This window comes from Leptospira sp. WS58.C1 (genome assembly GCF_040833995.1).
Classification (GTDB): domain Bacteria; phylum Spirochaetota; class Leptospiria; order Leptospirales; family Leptospiraceae; genus Leptospira_B; species Leptospira_B cinconiae.
Window position 1 is genome coordinate 830630 of sequence record NZ_CP162137.1, and the last position, 18183, is coordinate 848812.

Genomic DNA, 18183 nt, shown 5'->3' on the forward strand with positions numbered 1-18183 from the left:
ATTTTAGTATATTCTGAAAATCGAATATTTTGGGGTGTAATCCCATAAATAAAAACCCGGAGAGATCGACCTGGTATTCGATCTTTCTCTCCGGGTCGTAGAGAGTTAGAGAGTGAGGATATACTCCACTAGATCATCCACCTCGGTTGCAGAGGCGGAACACCATGGGTGAGGAGCTGCAGGCATCCCGATAGGCTGGGAAGTTCCCAACTCTTGAGGGCCGTACTCTCTTCTCATCTTTTGGTAATCCCAATAATACCAATCCGGATCCCAAGGAACAGTTACAAAATATTTATGTCTTTCGATGAATCTGTTTCTCTTAATACCCGTGTCATTATTAGGTGATTTGAAAACTCGGAACACGTCTGACTTTCTGTTTTGAGGAGGATAAGGTTCCGGATGGTCCGGTCCACCTAAAGCAGGAGAAACAGGCGCGTGTAAGGTATAGTACTGGTTGTATAAAGCGGACCCTTCCGTGCATCGAGCAGGATTGACCAGGTCTTCCAAATTACGAACGTGACCGTCGCTCAATAAACCTCTGTGCTGAACCCAATACATGTCCCTTAAGAATGTGGCCCGAATGGATTGTTGATGCTTATGATAGATGGTGGGTGCGAAAAATCTTCCCACTTCGTTCAGCTTGAACATCTTTTCGTTCGAGTTCAGTCCTACTTTATCATTATGACAAGATCCGCAATCTCTTTGGAAGGTAGCCTTTCCTCTGGCAACTGCCGCAGCAATACCGGGTTGGCTTTCCCATCCGGCTTGGACGAAAGCTCCTTCTCCAGGATCTGAGCCGGTCTGAGCAATCAGTTTGCCTTTGGATTTCAACCAACGATACATTCCAACTTGTCTTAGGGCCTTATCATTTTGGTCTAGCTTGGTCATGTAAGCGGTAAGAGCTTGAAGTTCTTTGGCATACATTGCACCGGTAGCTCCGTCAGGCTCTTCGGAATGGATATACGATCCTTCGAATCCAACATAGGATTCCGTGTGAGAAAGAGATCTTCTGATCCCCATATAGTTGGTAACGTTCGGAATAGCAATCGGAGAGAACTCGTAATCGTTATCAGTTTCGCTACCTTCTCCTTTTATACGGATCAAGGAATGTTCTCCGGCTCCTTGAGGCATAACGTAGACAATCATGGTTTTATCCACGTCTTTAGAGGAAGAATCGAAACTTGGTCCCGGCTCTTTCTCTTTAATTCCTTTAAATTCCCCTAATAAAGCCCATTTCATGGACCATTTTGGATTCGGAAGTCCAGGGATCACTTTGGTTACTGTGTTACCTGGAGAAGCCTCATACGAGATCTTATAACCGTGGCAGGAAGCGCAGTTGAATCCGATCCATTCTCCGTTACCGGTGTATGGATGAGATGCTTCCGCATATCTATAACCTGCCCAACCGCTATTTTTAGTATTCCCTTTAAATTTTTGTTCCCCGCCTAAAAGCCCTGGGATAGGAGTAGGCTGCGGATAACGATCGAAATACACATTGTCGATAGCTACGGAAGGGACTTGGCCCGCGACCGTTTGGTACGCTCCGAATAGAAGAAGGGGGTCAGCAGTATATCCAGTAACTGGATCTTTCGCCTGGTATGCGAAAATTTTCTTCCAATCCAGATTTCGGACGGCATGAGCCACTCCGATATTAAAGTCGTAAGACCAGAATATCTTTTCACCTAAAGCGATGATGGAAGAAAATCCGGGATTATTTACGTTTACTTGTAAAGGAACTGTTCCTTTCGCATCGCTTAAGATAGAAACAACATCACATTTATGTTTGAAATCTTCGTCGGTGACCCTTCGAGTCTGGGCATCGATCACGTTATGTGGTTGTCCCGGATGAAGTAAAGAATCGTTATATCCGACTCTTTTTTGGATCTGAACTACCAGAGGACCCGAGGTTGTGTGTTCCGGGACCTTGAATTGGATCTGATTGTCCGTCCAAGCAAGAATATACTTGCTCCAACTATCCAAAGGTTCGTCCACTTCGAAGTTCACCTGTTTGGTGATGTCCAGTCTCTGTTCGAACATTCTTAGGTCGGTTTCCAAAATCCTGGTATTCCCGATCATAATTTTAGAAAAATCGATCTCAGGTCCGGCTCCGAAACCTGTTCCTCTAAGTGTGATGGTTTGGCCAGGGCTGAAAGTAGGGGTAGGGTACGCCGGCCCATCCGTTACTTCCTGCCATACAAGATTTCCATTCACCAACACCGATTGTAGTACCGGCTCCGGGAAAGAAGATGCGGATACTGCGCGAATTCCTTCTCGGATCGGATCAAATTTACATACTTCTTCCTGGTTGGGGAATTCGGTAAAAATTCCTACGGGGCAACCCGCAGCTAACACAGCCATCCCTAACAAGGCGTACCGCAAATAACGTTTTGCGGCACGTATTCTTTGCATTTCCATTTTTCCGCTCCTTAGTCCGGAATTGGAAATCCCGGATCAAGTTCTGGCAGAGAAGAATACTCCATAAAAAAAATCGGGTCGTCCGAGACATGAAATTCGAACGTTCGAGTTTCATTATTCGAACAGTTGTGTAAAAATCGAAACTTATAAAATAAGTAAAATATAAGAGAGAGGAAGATTTGGTTTTGATAATTTAAGATAAATGCAAGTGTTCGAAATAAAAATTTTCCACTTATTTTATTGGGTCCCAAATCGTTCTATCATTCATTTCGGATGAGAACACTTGACAAGCCTAGGTATTTTCTTAATATACCGCTTATGTTAAATCCCGAAGTGGTCACTCCTCTATTCTACTTCGGAAGCGGCCTATCCTTTTTATTGGTGGTCCAAAAATTAATTCCACCTATAAAACGCAGAGAAGACAGGATTGGAGCCCTTCTGTTTCTTTCGTTGGGGATCATACTATTTACGGTTGCGAATGCAGTCTTGGAAATTGACAGGACTTATCCGCATGCGATCTTCTTATTACTCACTTCTTTTTCGGCTATCGGGCCCTTATCTTTGCTATATACACATTCTTTGATATATCCGAACCAAACTTTGTATCGGGATATCCGGCTCCACTTTCTTGTGCCTGGTCTTTTTTTATTAGGTGAAATACTTTTTTTCGGAAGGCCTTGGGATTCCATCATTTCCGACCTGGGAGATTTTAGAAATATTAGATATAGACATTATCTTTCCTGGGGATTTTTCCTAACGACAGCGCTCACTACCGCCTACTTCGGATTTAGATATAGGATGTTATTAACAGTGATCTCGGTTCCGGAGTTAAAGTCTCAGATCAGATTTATCTTCATTCTGGCAACCATCACAATGTTTGCAATGTATTCATTGGTTTTCGGATTTATGTTCGGGTTGGATGTATTGTTTAGGATCGGTGGACTTCTTGTGACCTGCATCGTTACCCTTCTGTTTTTGGCCCCTTCTAGATATCCGGACTTTTTTGCTCCATTGACCAGAGAAGTACGAAAGAAGAAATATGAAAAATCTCTTCTGATCGGTTTGGATCTGAACTTATTGGAACTTAGGATCCAAGAGTTGATGAGAGAAGATAAACTGTATCGAGATCCGGAACTTACTCTTCACTCTTTATCCGAGGATTTGGGGATAAAACCGTACCAGTTAACCGAATTTTTAAATGAACATCTGCAAACTGGATTTCATAATTATATCAACGGTTTTAGAATAGAGGAAGCCGTCAAACTTCTGGAAGATAAGCCGGATCAGGACATTCTTTCTATATGCTATTTTGTGGGATTCAATTCCAAATCATCTTTTAACGACGCATTCCGAAAGGTAACGGGCAAAACTCCTACTCAACTTCGTCAGAAAAAGTCGGAGGCTCCTGAAAAACAAAAGTACCATACCACTCGCGCGGGAATTCCTTTAGGAAAGGGACTAGGCGGTATGGTGGAATTGGGAAATTCGGATCGAATATCCGTAAAAAATCGACCGATCAAGGCTGAAAATCGGTGAATAGAAGGATCCAATCTTCTCCATTTCTATCGTACCAATCTTTTTCCGGATAATACGTCCCACCCAAGGTCTCTATTACTTTTTTCATATACGGTTCGCCTGGATCAAAGTCCTGGGCATCCAAAAAGATGGATCCTCCCCATTTTTTCTTGGCCTGGGTATGGGAGAATACACCTTTTAGGGATTCAATTCTTTGGTTATTCAAAGGGATCTGGTATTTTTGACAAAGCTCATGTACAAGTTTTGAGACTGCCGTAGTTTGAGCGGGATTTGCAAGTAACATCTCGGTATCCTTGCCAACGATCTCTATTTGGAAACAATTTCGGTTAGTGCCGGTAGCGGCAGCAGCCATATGAAGCGGAGAATCCAGTAATTGATACATTTTTCCGTCTTTATCCGCCAGGAAGGTGGCAGCCAAATTCCGTTTTTCTAATACTCTTAGAGTGCCTTCATAATCGTTGATTGCAGTGAAGTGTAATACGATACAATCGGCGGTAATTGCACCTCTATAATTGTATTTTAGTCTTCTTTCTTCCGGAAGAAGTCCGTCTGTTGTTTTTTCGATACTGTCCAGTTCCGCCCTGGGAGTAGGGGTGATACCTCTGCCTTTATCGTAACTCGGTTCTTTTATCTCTCCGTTTTGTCCGACGAAAGGTTTTTCTTTTCGGAGCACCCATTCTCCGTATCGATCCTTCCATTCCATTTCGGAAAAGTAGGAGCCCTTTAGTTCTTCCAGGAGAGCTTTTAATACATTTTCGTTTCCGCAATCGCTTCCGTTTAAGAAGCCGCCGAATTTTTTTTTGGCCTGGCTATGCGTAAATATTCCGGATCGCGAGCCCACATCGAAATTTGTAACAGGGATCCCGAATTCTTGGGCAGTTCTTGCGATCGTATAGAGCAAAGATTTTTTCTGAGCCGGGCGTTTGAGTATGTCCTCCTTATCTCCTTCCCAGGAAATATGGATCATACTTGCGTCCATTTTTGGAGCCGCTTTGATGAGCGAGGTTCCGGGATCTTCTACCCCGTAGATTTTTCCTTTTTTATCTACGATATAATGTACGAGCCATCCCGAATTTGCGCTTTTTGTAATATATTCTTCACTGGAAAGTCCCTTGGTATGGTGGAGCAATATTCCGCTCACTTTCGTTTTTTTGCGAAGTGTGGATAGAGAAATTACACTTTTGTCCTTAGGTAATAACGGAGAGAGCGGATGAATAGGAGAGGCTAACTCTGCGATGGAAAAGTTCGTTTCCGGAATAGAGGTGCAAGCGGATATTATACAGGCTGCGAATATGATAAGGACAGTTCTCAACATCCTTTCTCCGTTAGTTTTTCTTTTAATAAAGAAAGGTCGGATCTGACTCTTTCTAAAATGGATTTCGCTTTAGTATGTTTGTTTAGAAGATCCTTATATTCCGGAACTGCGCGGTTTTTTTCCTCTCCGAAGTCGGGCTCTAAAGGAAGTGTTTCCAGATCTCTAAGTGCTGATTCTGCATCCGTTCTGATCTTGGTCCAATTTGAAGTGTAAGAAGAATAGATCTCTTTAGGAAGTTTGTCCTTGGAAACCTTGATACGTTCTTCCATTTGAGGAAGGTCTATCTTTAGAAATTCGCTTAAAGCCTGGGAGTCCTGGACCAGTTCTTCTAAAATTCCGCTTAAATGTTTTTCGAGAGCCTGTCTTTGGGTGTGAATAGCCTTTTTGGCCCTTCTGAAAATCCGAAACATTGCCAAGGAGGAAAGTATGAGAACCGACAGAAAGACCCAAAAGGAAAACTTGGAAATTATCCAACGGAATCCGGGAGAATCGAACCATTCCTGTAAATAAAAGGCGGAGATCCCCAAGGCCAATAGGATTAAAAATAATACGAGAGCAAAAATTCGCCTCATCTCTTTCTCATTTAGGAAAAGGTTTTCTTTCTGTCAAGGTCAAGACGAAGCTTCTTGGAGCCGAAACTAAATAGTGATGGATGCCTCTGCGAATCGTTTCCCTTCTTCTTCCCGCAAATCCGACCCTCCTAAAGTCGTGAACCTTGGATTTTATCGGATCAAAAAAACTCTAAGGGAAGAAGGTTTCGAAGTAGTGGAAAAAGCGGACGGCAAGATCACTTTAGTGCTTAGAGTGAAAGACTGAGTCACAGAAAAGGACGCGGAGAGATATTAAGAGGCTCTGAGGTGTTTCGCACAGAGGACACGGAGATCACAGACAGCTTTTATTAATAACCATTCACTAATCTAGTAATCCCGTTTTTTAGCAATTTCTCATTAAAATTAATAAGCAATCCATATCGTAAATTCATCAATCGCAGGTATGTAAGTGTTTGTTTTGCATGAATCGGAAGGATATTTTCCACGGACTTCACTTCTACTATAATCCGATTTTCTACAAGCAAATCTACGCGAAAGGCATTCTCTAAAATAGTATCTTCATACCGAAATGTTATATTTTTCTGCCGATCGACCTGGAGATTTTGCTTTTGTAATTCTTTCTCTAAAATGAATTCATAAACAGATTCAAATAAACCTGGACCTATGTCTTTATGTATTTTTAAGGCAGAGCCGATGATAATCTCTGTGATGTCGTCGATTTTTAGACCTTGCATATGAACCTCCAAAAATGCAGGTCTTCACACGTTTATTCTGATTGTATTTTTTCTAGTATCTCCGTGATCTTTGTGGTCTCTGTGCGAAAAAAAGACTAAGAGCCGGATTCCTCTAACGTAGGCAATTCATCCGAAAATTCTTTCGGTTCCGGTTTTTTCGGGACCAAAGTATCCCCACAGCTTTTTTTGAGTAGAGAATCAATTTTAGATTTTTCAAGTGAGTGGGGAAGGATCCTAAGATAAATCCTATAATTGCGGACCGCTCCCGGACAATATCCTGTCTTTAGATATAAACTTCCCAATAATCTTCTGGCTCCCGGATGAGCAGGCTCATGTTCTATGATCTTGGTGGCGAGTCTCATAGACTTGTCCGGATTTGTTTTTGCATTCTTCTTGGCTTCGTCCCAGGTTTTGATCAACTCTTCTTCGTATAAATAATAGAGTTGGTTATTTCCCATCTCCAATACTCGGAATACGATTGCGTCTTGGGCTCCGCTCTTACAGACTCCGAACCAGATATCTTCTCCGCTATCCGTCATTTTGTTCCCGCGGACTTTGATTAGATCGCTTCCGTCCAAACATCCTGCCATCTCGTATATATCTCTCATGGCGGCAGGTGAAACTGCGAGTAATACTCTCAGTTGGTTTGCGTAAGATGCGATATCGTCTTCGGGCATTGCGTCTTCCGGGTTGATCACATTGGGAGAATCGTTGAATATTCGAAGCTTGATGGAGGATTCTAAGACCCAATCCGGTAGATCTAAACTTTTTAAAAATGCGTCTTTGGGTTTCCAAAAAGATCGGATTGTCTCACAAGAAGAAAGGGTGAAAACCTGGATTCCGACAAGGATCAGGAATATGCAGAATTTGGATTTGGAAGCTTCTTTTCCGGTTGCCACTCAGGGTAACTTGTGTTTTCTCGATATAAGAAGCAACCAGGAAACAGATGCCTCAAGAATTGAAAGCCAAGCTGGACGGAAAGGGACAAAAACATTGCATTGTTGTCTCCCGTTTTAACGAATTCATAGTCGAAAGCCTTTTGAAAGGTTCTCTAGACGGACTCCAAGCGACAGGGGTCGAAGATAAAGATATCACAGTGGTACGGATCCCGGGAGCTTACGAACTTCCGATCGTGGTCTCCAAAGCCGCTCAAAGTAAAAAATACGATTCTATCATTTGTTTAGGCGCAGTGATCCGAGGAGCTACCGCTCATTTTGATTTTGTGGCCGGAGAATCCGCCAAAGTGGGTTCCATCGGAGTGCAATATTCCGTGCCTGTAATTTTCGGGGTTTTAACTACGGATACAATTGAGCAAGCCATCGAAAGAGCCGGTACCAAGGCAGGTAATAAGGGCTACGAGGCGGCTTTAACTGCGGTGGAAATGACAAATCTACTGAAACTTCTTTAATCATGTCTTCTTCCAGAAGGAAGTCCAGAGAGATCGCGTTAATGGCATTGTACCAGTTGGAACTGGTAGATTCCGCATTGTCGGAAGTCCTGAAGTTCCGTTGGTACGACAAAAAGATCGAAACGGAAGAAAGGGATTTTGCCGTTTCTATCATAAATGGTGTTGTGAAAAACGAGGAAACAATCGATACTCTCATCAAGAAGTACTCGAGAAATTGGGATTTTGCCAGAATTTCCCCGGTGAACAAATGTATTCTACGTTTGTCCATTTATGGGTTATTGCATTCCAAGGAAATTCCGCCAAGGGTCACCATCGACGAGGCGGTCGAGTTGACTAAGGAATTTGAAAGTGAGAATTCGGTCCCTTTTATAAATGGGATCCTGGACTCCATCCTTCAGTACGAGACGAACCGACATGGAAAACCCGATCCGCAAGAACCGAATCTTCCTGGAGACGGAAGAACCTAAACCTTCTTATTATTACGGAGACGAACCGGAAGAGTTTCGTCCCAGACGACATTATAATCCGACAGCATTTGCTTGGGGGGCACTCGCAGCGTCCCTTCTTCTTTTGATCGGTCTTGCGATTTGGTATTCTTTTTTCAGAGAAGGTAAACCGGGTTTCGGAACCGGTGTTGCAGACGGTAAATCACCTCTTATGCCTAAGGGAAGTCTTGCCCAAGAATTACAAAGACCTTATCTTCCTGACGGCACAAATAATCCTCTTCTAACTAAATGTGTTACTTTATATAAACAGAATTATAGAAAGCAGTCCTTCGATTATTGCACTGAATTTTTGACGGGGCCGGCCACAAGCCAGGAGAAGTCATTGGCCTTAACGGTTCTCGGAGTGATCTATGACGAAGATGGAAGATTTCCGCAAGCAATCGATTCGTTGCAGAAAGCCATTACTCTCGACGGCAATAACGTATATGCGTATTATAATTTAACGTTAGCTTATGCTCATAGCGGTCAAAATTCCGCAGCAAGAAGCACCGCTTTAAAAGCAAGGGAGATTGCGCCTAACGATCCGCGGATCGCCCTTATGGCGGGAAATCTTTTCAACGAGATCAATGATCCCGACGCGGCGATAGATGCGTATAAACAAGGACTTTCTTCTTCTCCGGACGATCCTTATCTGACCTATAACCTTGCATTAAGTTATTTTAAGAAAGGAGAGATCCCGCAAGCGGAAGAACATTTCAAACTTGTGGTGATGAGAGCAAGAGGCGGAAAACTCGCAGCTCTTTCCAATTCTTATCTGGGAAATATTTCTTATAATCGAGGAGATTATGTTTCTGCGGAACATTATTTTAGAGAAGCGGCAACCATAACTCCGAACGATGCAAAGGCATTGTACAATCTTTCTATCGTTTTGAAAAAGAACGGTAAATTGGAAGAGTCCGTAAAATATCTGGAACTTGCCAACCAAGCCGGCTCTAACGATCCTGAATTATTTCGTTCTATTGCGGAAGGTTTCGAGCAATTGAACCAAGGTGAGCAATCCATCAATGCGCTCCAAAAAGGTCTGAAGTATAATCCGAACAATTTGGATCTTCTCTTCCAACTTGCGGAAACCTATTATAATAAGGGAGACCTTCTTTCCGCGGAGGAAACGTACCGAAGGATCGTGGACTCCACACCAGGAGATAGTTTTACAGAAACTGCATTATTAAATTTAGGCGTCGTATTAGACCAAATGGAAAGATACGGAGAAGCGATTACCTATCTGAACCGAGTCTTGGATCTAAATCCTAAAAATGCTAAGGCGTATTATAATTTAGGCCTGGTTTATAAACACACGGGCAACGGAACCCAAGCCATCGAAAATTTCCGTAAGGCATCCTATTTGGATCCGGATGATATCAAACCTAAGGAAGCCTTGGGTGATTATTATCTGGAAAACAAATTTTATAGGGAAGCGATAGAAGAATATTCCGCACTTTTTAAACAAAAAGAAGATTACTACAAGGTAGCCCTAAAACTTGCGGAAGCATACATGGGCACGGGAGAATCTTCCAGCGCGGAAAAGATCCTGTTACAAGTCTTGAATAGATCTAGGAACGCAGGTGAGCTCAAGCAGGCTCATAAAAAATTGGCACTTCTATATAACAAGTCCAAGGACCCGGATATGAAAAATAGAGCGAAGGACGAAGCATATCGTTCCGCTCATATGGATCCGGAAGATTACGAAGGGCGCTTAGTTCTTTCTAAAATCCTATTAGATTCGAATTCCGTTCTGGATCGTGAAAAGGCGATCGAAGAGTTGACCGCGATCGTAAGATCGGAAGTAAAACCTAAGACTGCATCTACTGCCTATAATTATCTGGGAGTCGCATTTTATAAGAACGGAGAATATAAAAAGGCGGTTCGTTCCTTCCAAAATGCAATAGACTTAGATCCATCAAATACGGAAGCTTACGATAATAAGCGTGCCGCAACGGCCGCGTTGGAGGATTCCTCCAAGAGGGACGGTCTTTTCTGAAAAGAATTCCATTCTTTTTTCTGGTTCTAATCTTCACTTTCAATTTCGGCGGGAATATTTTCGCCGAAGAACAAAAGGATCCGTTTAAGGAATCCGTTCTTTCCAAAGGAAGATCCCAGGCTAAAGCAATCTCCGAGATCAAATCCAAGAACCGTTTGGATTTGGTAAAAGAACTTCCTAAAATTATTTCAGAACCGGATGCAAGAGAAGATAGTATCTTCGCATCGATAGCGCTTTTTGTAGAATTGGAAGATTTGGATTCTCTAGCTCCCAGTTGGGCAAACGAACTTGACACGGTTTTTAAAACCACTCGAAACACGGAGATCCAAACTAGGATCTTAGAACTCGCAGACCGAAAAAAGGAAAAAAGACTGATCTATGCAGTAATTGCGGGACTCACTCATACTGATTTTGAAGTGAGACAATCCTCTTACAGATATGTGCAAGGGATCAAAGACGATAGGGCGATGCCTCATGTTTTGGATCTTGCAGTTTCCACTAATCCGGTATATAGGGAATATTTTTTAGAGTCCGCTATCTGGATCAAAGACGAGAGGGTCCAGAATTTGATCGGTAAATTTGCAACGGACGATATTCCGGCTCTTCGTAGAAGATTTTTTACAGTATTAAATAAAACAAATACTCCGGATAACCGCGGAAATATTCCGAGAATGGCTGCCTCCGATCCGGATGAAGATGTTCGTCTTCACGGATTGGAAATCCTCAAGAATAGAAAAAGCAGGCAGTATATTTCACTTTTTTATAAAGGGATTACAGAGCCGAACCCGGATTTGAGAAAGATCTGCACGGAAGCTTTGTTTTACCTGAACGATAAACAAGGAGCCAAATCGGTTTCGGAACAGTTAGTGAAAGAAACTGTGCCAGGACTCAAAGCTCGATTGATCGATTTACTTTTGGAACTTGGTGCTCACGGCGGCGGTCAGGGGTTACTGACTGTTTTGGACGGAGATAAGGATCCTGGTCTTCGTTCTCGGGCTGCGGAAGTGATGGGAAAATTAGGATTCAATCCTGGAACGAACGAACTCAAACGTATCTTCGAGAAAGAAAAAGTAAACGATGTAAAACTTTCCCTTCTAAAAGCATTAGGGGAACTCAAGGATAAAACTTCCGTTCCGGCTCTCATTTCATTTGCTTCAAATAATAAAAAAGAATACCTTCCTCTTCGTTTGCAAGCTGTCGATACTGTTCGGATCATCGGTGATCCGGAATGTTTGCCTGCGTTATTTGATGCGTATGTGATTGAAAAAACTCCTGAAGTGAAATCCGAAATGGAAAAAGCGATTAGAGAGATTATTTCCATTAAGGTCTCCAAATAAGAGGCGCGGAGGGGGAGTTGAGACACAAGGTGTTCTCACACCGAGACACGAAGTCACGGAGAGTTTAGGGAATGCGAGTTGTACTTCTTCTTTTATTATTAATCGCTTCCTGCAAAACTACTTTAGAGCGCAAATATATTCAGAACGATTCCTGGGAAAGGAAAGAAGGAAGAGCGGAACGTTCTGAAAGAGAAAGAGGCGCCTATGATGTTCGGGTATGGGAAGTTCGGGGCGAACTTTTAAGAAATATATTAGAAGATCCTAATAATAATACGACCCCATCTAATTCCAAAGAGAGCATTTTGGGTTCCGATTTGGGTTGGGATCCGAAAGGAATGCGGGTATTCATGATAGATATTCGTTCAAATACGATTTATCGTCCCGTCGATATTTTGGGAGAGATCGGTATTCGTTTAGGAGACTGCGACGGAAAAAATAAGATAGAATTTCCTTACACATACTATTTTTTCCCGGTAGAAAAAGGCGGAGGAAAAGACGGTAAGAATCAGATCACCAAATACAAATTCGAAAATTCTAAATCTTCTTCCTCGACTACAAAAGTGAGACCTAAAAATTCTTATGAAGAAGAAACCAAAAAGGTGTTAGCGGCATTTCCGGAGTCCTGTTTTCAAAAAGGTCCGAATCCGTTGGAAGTTCAGATCCTGGGTTATGAACTTTTTACTTTTAGATTTTTGTTCGAGTATTAGAGTGGGATGTTGGAATTCCAACGTGTGATGGCGCGCCCCCACCCTGCGTTGGGATTGGGGGGAGTGGCCTGTGGGAGAGCTCGTTCCCCTCTATCATATTTCACTAAAACTTACAACAATATTTCCTACCGCTACTCCGTGTAGGAATTCCAACAAAGTTTCTCTCTAAATATACTGCTTCAGATATTCTTTCCCTTTGAGATGGCTTGGATATAAGATAGGAAATTCCACACCTGTACGTTTTCTTTTTCTACGATACGCTTTACTGGATTCAGTATAAACTTCGTATTCTGATTCCACTCTAAACAGAAGTTTTTCCCAAAATAGGAAGTGATTGTCTATGAATTCTTGTCTGATGTCCTTTGCCCTAGAGGTTAGAGGACATTTAGTTTGGAATTCCTGCATAAAAACCAATCCCACCAGAACTCCTCTTGTGTCTAAATATGGCTCTAAGGGAAAAGTCCTACAGCTGATGGAGCGGTTTTCTCTTTCACAATGAGCCACTCCTTTACATTCACAAAACGTAATTTTCCTGTGATCATATACGGCAAAATCCTTTTTTTCTTCCCTAGTCATCGGAACATACGCTTTCCATAAGTCCGTTCTTTTGGATAACATTTCGTATTCCGCTTTATACAATGCAGGGAGTGCGTTGTCCGCCTGGCAACATACGGGAATCCCTCCGTTGGAAGGAGCACATAAACTTCCGCAGTTGTACTCGGTTACTTCTTCTTGAAGTAAGGTATAATAGTATTGTATTTCGTCTTCCGTTAATGCTTTAGGATCCGATGTCCGAGACTTCTTCATTCTGCTCTATTTCTCTTTTTTTCTCTCTTATTGTGATCACTTTTTCCAGATAGAATACTCGAAATAGCATATATGCCGTTCCCAGAAACGTGCAGGAAAATAAGAGTCCCCATCTACGATAGAAAAGGTCTGCGCTCGTGGAGAGCCAGCCGTTTTTTTGGAATACTACAAAAACGAGAGAGGAAAGCACCAATATTGCAAAACAAGCCAGTATAAAATATACCGTAGCCCTAAAGATCCAGAGTTTATCTTCTCTTTCATATTTTAGCATTAGGAATTGTTTGTATAATCTTTCGTATTCCTTAGGCGTGGAAATTTTTTGGACCTCGAAGTATCTTTCAAATTCTTCCGGCACTCCTTCCGGATCCGGAAGCACTAATTCATAATCTAAGGAAGAATCGTAACGTTTGCGCCGAGTGGGATCCGACAGATGATAGTATGCTTCCGCACCTTCTCTCAATTCCGAGTCCTTCCAGGGTACCCAGGAATGTTCCTTTAGACCTTGTACATATCGATAAAAACCTTCATCCACAGCTTGGGGAGAGGCGTCTCTGGAAAGGCCCAATAATACATAATAGTCCGTTTTGCGGCTGAGTCCTGTTCCTGATCGATTCATCTGATTCGTCTTAAGAGGATTCTGATTCTGATTATGATCCGATTCCAGCAGGAAAGGAAACTTTTTTTTAAGGTTTCGAGCGGGTTGACAGGGTCTTTACTTCTCCAAAACTGGACCTATGAGCGTTCTAGAAGTAGAAAAAAAGGCCGGTAAGGTTTATATAGAAACTTATGGCTGCCAGATGAACGAGTACGATTCGGGTATCGTGTCCAGTTTGATGCAAGGCGCTCAGTTCGAGACGGTTTCCGATCCTGAACTTTCTGACGTTATTTTTTTAAATACTTGTGCGATCCGTGAAAATGCTCATGCAAAAATTTACGGAAGGCTCCAAAGTCTCGGTTATCTGAAAAAAAGAAATCCGGACTTGGTCATCGGAGTCTTGGGATGTATGGCCCAGAATTTGGGAGACGATCTATTCCATCAGGAACTTCCTTTGGATCTGGTGGTCGGTCCGGATAATTATAGAACACTTCCCGAACTTATCCAAACAATTCGCTCTGATAAACAACCCGTTTCTCTGACCCGTCTTTCTAAGATCGAAACTTATGACGAAATAGAGCCAAGAGTTGTTAACGGCATTCAGGCATTCGTAACCATCATGAGGGGTTGTAATAATTTCTGCACATTCTGCGTGGTTCCTTATACAAGAGGAAGAGAAAGAAGCAGAGATCCTCATTCTATCGTAAGAGAGACCCGGGATCTTGTAGCCCAAGGCGTAAAACAACTTACTTTGCTTGGGCAAAATGTGAACTCTTATAAGTCGGAAGGTGTGGACTTTACAGGCCTTGTTCGTCTTCTATTAGAAGAAACTGATATAGAAAGAATCCGTTTTACTTCTCCTCACCCTAAAGATTTTCCGACTCATCTTTTAGAACTTATGGCTGAGAATCCAAGGTTCTGTCCTAATATTCACCTTCCATTACAGTCCGGAAATACGGATGTATTGGAAAATATGAAAAGAACTTATTCCAAAGAGGAATTTTTGGAAGTGGTGGATCGGATCAAAACGATCGTTCCGAACGTCGGTCTTACTACTGACATTATCGTAGGTTTTCCCGGCGAAACGGAAGAACAATTCGAAGATACATTGGATATGGTTCGCAAGGTCGGATTCGACATGGCATTTATGTTCAAGTATTCGGAGAGAGAAGGTACTATTGCCCAGAAAAGATATCCGGACGACGTACCTGAAGAAGTTAAGGGAGAACGTCTTACCAAGTTAGTCGATCTTCAAACCTCGATTTCTTTGGAACAGAACAAAGCCAGGATCGGAAAAACGTTCCCGATCTTGGTGGAAGGTGCTTCGAAAAAATCATCCAAGGAAGCTTGCGGTCGTACACCTTGCGGAAGAATGACGGTTTTTAAAATTCCGGAGAATGTTAGCGTTGAATCTCTGATCGGAAAAACCGTCTCCGTAAAAATCAATTTTGCCACTAGTGCCACTCTTAAAGGAGAGGTGATCGAGTGAAAAAGATCTCCCGTACTTCGGGAGGCGATTCCTCTCCAAAAAAAAAGAAGTCCGAGGCAGTTCATCGGACTGATACCACAGGTTTCGGAACGGAAGCTGCCGGAAAAGTAGCGGAAGGAAAAGATTTACGTTCCGTAAGGGTGCATAACGTTGCGGATCTTCCTCCCGGATTTTTTGTTCATACGGACAGGGAAAAATTCTGGAGATGGATCCCGATCTTGGACCGGTATATTCTATCCGAAATTATTCCTTCTTTCTTAGTCGCACTTTTATTTTTCACAAGCATCTATATGGCTATCGCACTTAAAAGTATGATCGGTCTTTTTGTGGGGAAGGGTGTGGATCCTTTCCGGCTTCTGGATTATTTCGGCTATCTGTTGGGGAACATTCTCCCTACAACTGCCCCATTGGCTTGTTTGATGAGCGGGGTGATGGCTGCGGGGAGGCTATCAGGTGACTCGGAAATTACCGCGATACGTTCCGCGGGGATTGGATTCTCTCGGATTTACGTGGTGTTTGTGGGGTTCGGCATATTCTTAGCTGCTATCGTTGCCTACTTGTGCTTCTATCTTTCTCCGATCAATACCCGAAAAATGACGGAGTTCAATAAATGGGTTTTGGCTTATAACCCTCTTCTTGCATTAACTCCGGGACAGTTTGCCGGTGATCAGGTGCAGAATGCAGGTTCTGAAAAAGCGATTGCGATGTATACGGAAGGTGTGAACGCGAAAACGGGAGAACTTTCCGGAGTTCAGATCCGTGAATGGACTGTTTTTATTCCGCAAAACCAAGATCCCTTTCTTCTTTCCATGGGAGCAGCTAACCGTCCTATTCAATTAGGAGAATCTTATATTACACAAATTATTTCCGCTAAAAAGGGTACCTTGGTGGAAAAAATGGGACCTGATGGCGAATTCGAAAAATCCATCCGCTTGAAGGACGCTTGGATCTTGGAATGGGATAGGGCTAAACAACAATTTTCGGTGGGAGATCTCCGCAAAGGGGAGATGGATTATAATATTCCGAAAACCGAAGAGAAAAAAAGTCTAGTCATCAATGTGGATCCGGGTTCATTCACTTTATGGACATTGATCGATATCAGAAATAATATCAAAGCGGGAAGATTGGAAAGGATCCCAGGACTTGAAATTTTACAAGAGATGGGAATTCCTTCGGATGGATCGGAAAATCTAAAAGATAGAGTATTGCGGCTTCAATTGGAATTGCCAAATATCATGAACGATCCAACGATCTCGGATGCTCAAAAATCCCAGAGTGTTACGATCGTTCTTCAGTTGACTACTTTATTAAAAGAGGCCAAAAAAAGAGTCTCTCAATTCGATGTGGAGATCCAGAGAAGATACGCAATCCCTGTTTCTTGTATTATTTTTTCCTTAGTCTCGTTACCTTTAGGCCTTGTAGTGAAACGGTCCGGAAAAGGGATGAGTTTTACAATGGCGGTGGTTTTGATCATTGTGTATTGGGCGCTTTTCACATTCGGATCGAATATTTCCGAAAATTCCAAGTTCCCGGTTTGGCTAGGACCATGGAGTGGGAATATAGCGATCGCGATCATTGGTTCTGTTGTTATGTTAAAACGAACCGATATGCGTTTTCCGCCCGCTGTAGTAAATTTCTTTCAGATCCTAGCTAAGTTCTTTTCCCCGGTTGCCCTCGTTTTCGCCCGGATGGAAGGACCCCTTTCTTTCCTAAAAACAAAATTGACAGAGGGACTCAAAAAATTATCCTTATGGAGAAATCGATAAAATCGTTACTGATTTCCGTTTTTTAGAAGGACGGGATCGGCTTTCGGCGTCTCATTTATGGCGTCGAGTAAGGGGGAGAGTCGGCTTTGAAAACCGCGAATATTTGGCACATAACTTCCGGAGCTGAATTCCCCGTACATATATGGAAACATCCGAGAATTAATATCGAACTGCGTAAGGTCCAGTTAAAGGATTATAGATCGATAGAGTTGGATGCTCAGGATATTAATGTATTCTATGTGAATACTAATTTGAAAGAATGGGCAGAAATTAAGGAAGATTTCCTAAAACGTTTTGAACTTCATCCGTTTGTAGCGCTTACCATCATCTCTTCTCCGGACGCGGAAGAAATATATAATAAACTTTCACCTAAAGGTAAAACCGAAGTTTTAGAAAATCCGGTCCAGCCTAGGTCTTTAAGGATCATCTTGGATAGAGTGATCCAAACAGAGTTTTTCAAGATGGTGGCCAACGAGATCGGGAATAGTTGCCTGGCAAACGTAGGGTTTTTCGAAGGTGTTTTTGAACTCGCCAATAAAGAATACAAAGATGCTCATAAAGCAAACGCAGCTCTTCATGCAATCCTTGAGTTCGAAGCTAAGATCAAAAAGAACAATGAAGATATCAACAAAGCGATCGAAAGGGTGAATGAACTCAAGAACCAAGAGCTTCTAACACTTCACGAAAGGCTGAAAGTTTCCGAGATCATAGACAACCTTAAAACTATGGAATTAAAACATGCGCTTGAGCTGAAAAAGGCAACCGAAAGAGCCTTGGAATATTCCAGCATTGAAGAGATCGAGATGAAAAATATCCTCGAGGCTCATACTAAATTGTTCGAGTATACAGAACAAGAAATCAAAGATCTGGTCGAGGAAAACAAACGCCTTAGAAAAGAACTAGGACTTCCTGAAAATTATTAGATCTGAGTGTCGGAACTCCTACTATACGGGCAAAGGGGCGCCCCCGCCCTGCATTGGGATTTGGGGGGAGTGGTTCGTGGGAGATCGCATACGCCTTACCACATTTTCTTAAAACG

Annotated in this window: 17 protein-coding genes; 10 read left to right on the forward strand and 7 right to left on the reverse strand. The window is 42.5% G+C overall.

Annotated elements, in window-relative coordinates:
* Positions 1-105: 105 nt before the first annotated feature.
* Positions 106-2409 (reverse strand): hypothetical protein, encoded by a 2304-nt coding sequence (locus tag AB3N61_RS03845; RefSeq protein ID WP_367898525.1) that lies wholly within the window; start codon positions 2407-2409, stop codon positions 106-108.
* A gap of 324 nt (positions 2410-2733) precedes the next feature.
* On the opposite strand from AB3N61_RS03845, the gene AB3N61_RS03850 reads away from it, so the two are divergent.
* Positions 2734-3951 (forward strand): helix-turn-helix domain-containing protein, encoded by a 1218-nt coding sequence (locus AB3N61_RS03850; protein ID WP_020771214.1) that lies wholly within the window; start codon positions 2734-2736, stop codon positions 3949-3951.
* On the opposite strand, the gene AB3N61_RS03855 is transcribed toward AB3N61_RS03850, so the two are convergent.
* Both AB3N61_RS03855 and AB3N61_RS03860 read right to left on the reverse strand, forming a co-directional pair.
* Positions 3932-5266 carry an N-acetylmuramoyl-L-alanine amidase gene (locus AB3N61_RS03855; protein ID WP_412758386.1) on the reverse strand — a complete coding sequence of 445 codons (1335 nt, stop codon included), beginning with the start codon at positions 5264-5266 and terminating at the stop codon, positions 3932-3934. The genes AB3N61_RS03850 and AB3N61_RS03855 overlap by 20 nt on opposite strands.
* Positions 5260-5838 (reverse strand): hypothetical protein, encoded by a 579-nt coding sequence (locus AB3N61_RS03860; RefSeq protein WP_367898526.1) that lies wholly within the window; start codon positions 5836-5838, stop codon positions 5260-5262. Before AB3N61_RS03860 ends, AB3N61_RS03855 begins: the two co-directional genes overlap by 7 nt.
* A 73-nt stretch (positions 5839-5911) precedes the next feature.
* On the opposite strand from AB3N61_RS03860, the gene AB3N61_RS03865 reads away from it, so the two are divergent.
* Positions 5912-6082, forward strand: coding sequence for a hypothetical protein (locus AB3N61_RS03865; protein WP_157186931.1), 171 nt, complete (start codon positions 5912-5914; stop codon positions 6080-6082).
* Positions 6083-6164: 82 nt separating this feature from the next.
* Here the strand turns inward: AB3N61_RS03865 and AB3N61_RS03870 are convergent, their stop codons facing one another.
* Both AB3N61_RS03870 and AB3N61_RS03875 read right to left on the reverse strand, forming a co-directional pair.
* Positions 6165-6551: a GxxExxY protein gene (locus AB3N61_RS03870; RefSeq protein ID WP_367898527.1), complete on the reverse strand. Its 387-nt coding sequence runs from the start codon at positions 6549-6551 to the stop codon at positions 6165-6167.
* A gap of 95 nt (positions 6552-6646) precedes the next feature.
* Positions 6647-7450 carry a hypothetical protein gene (locus AB3N61_RS03875; protein WP_020771296.1) on the reverse strand — a complete coding sequence of 268 codons (804 nt, stop codon included), beginning with the start codon at positions 7448-7450 and terminating at the stop codon, positions 6647-6649.
* A gap of 47 nt (positions 7451-7497) precedes the next feature.
* Between AB3N61_RS03875 and ribE the strand changes: the two genes are divergently transcribed.
* From ribE to AB3N61_RS03900, 5 genes are all read left to right on the forward strand, one after another.
* On the forward strand, positions 7498-7959 hold the full coding sequence (ribE, locus tag AB3N61_RS03880) for a 6,7-dimethyl-8-ribityllumazine synthase (protein ID WP_020771361.1): 462 nt from the start codon (positions 7498-7500) through the stop codon (positions 7957-7959).
* 41 nt (positions 7960-8000) lie between these two features.
* Positions 8001-8426 (forward strand): transcription antitermination factor NusB, encoded by a 426-nt coding sequence (gene nusB / locus AB3N61_RS03885; protein ID WP_036090993.1) that lies wholly within the window; start codon positions 8001-8003, stop codon positions 8424-8426.
* The gene (locus tag AB3N61_RS03890) at positions 8374-10443 is read left to right on the forward strand and encodes a tetratricopeptide repeat protein (RefSeq protein ID WP_036090799.1); all 2070 of its coding nucleotides are present in this window, start codon (positions 8374-8376) and stop codon (positions 10441-10443) included. The genes nusB and AB3N61_RS03890 overlap by 53 nt, the downstream gene beginning before the upstream one ends.
* Positions 10444-10499: 56 nt before the next feature.
* Positions 10500-11780, forward strand: coding sequence for a HEAT repeat domain-containing protein (locus AB3N61_RS03895; protein ID WP_412758403.1), 1281 nt, complete (start codon positions 10500-10502; stop codon positions 11778-11780).
* Positions 11781-11851: 71 nt separating this feature from the next.
* The gene (locus AB3N61_RS03900) at positions 11852-12487 is read left to right on the forward strand and encodes a hypothetical protein (RefSeq protein ID WP_367898528.1); all 636 of its coding nucleotides are present in this window, start codon (positions 11852-11854) and stop codon (positions 12485-12487) included.
* A gap of 165 nt (positions 12488-12652) precedes the next feature.
* On the opposite strand, the gene AB3N61_RS03905 is transcribed toward AB3N61_RS03900, so the two are convergent.
* Together AB3N61_RS03905 and AB3N61_RS03910 are read right to left on the reverse strand one after the other, a co-directional pair.
* Positions 12653-13294, reverse strand: coding sequence for a hypothetical protein (locus AB3N61_RS03905; RefSeq protein WP_367898529.1), 642 nt, complete (start codon positions 13292-13294; stop codon positions 12653-12655).
* Positions 13266-13910: a hypothetical protein gene (locus AB3N61_RS03910; RefSeq protein ID WP_020771254.1), complete on the reverse strand. Its 645-nt coding sequence runs from the start codon at positions 13908-13910 to the stop codon at positions 13266-13268. The genes AB3N61_RS03905 and AB3N61_RS03910 overlap by 29 nt, the downstream gene beginning before the upstream one ends.
* Before the next feature lie 118 nt (positions 13911-14028).
* Between AB3N61_RS03910 and miaB the strand changes: the two genes are divergently transcribed.
* The 3 genes from miaB to AB3N61_RS03925 all read left to right on the forward strand — a co-directional run bounded on the left by miaB (position 14029) and on the right by AB3N61_RS03925 (position 18067).
* Positions 14029-15378, forward strand: a complete 1350-nt coding sequence (gene miaB, locus AB3N61_RS03915; RefSeq protein ID WP_036090804.1) for a tRNA (N6-isopentenyl adenosine(37)-C2)-methylthiotransferase MiaB — start codon at positions 14029-14031, stop codon at positions 15376-15378.
* The gene (locus AB3N61_RS03920) at positions 15375-17144 is read left to right on the forward strand and encodes an LptF/LptG family permease (RefSeq protein WP_020771445.1); all 1770 of its coding nucleotides are present in this window, start codon (positions 15375-15377) and stop codon (positions 17142-17144) included. The genes miaB and AB3N61_RS03920 overlap by 4 nt, the downstream gene beginning before the upstream one ends.
* Before the next feature lie 86 nt (positions 17145-17230).
* Positions 17231-18067, forward strand: a complete 837-nt coding sequence (locus tag AB3N61_RS03925) for a hypothetical protein (protein WP_036090808.1) — start codon at positions 17231-17233, stop codon at positions 18065-18067.
* The last annotated feature ends 116 nt before the right edge of the window (positions 18068-18183 follow it).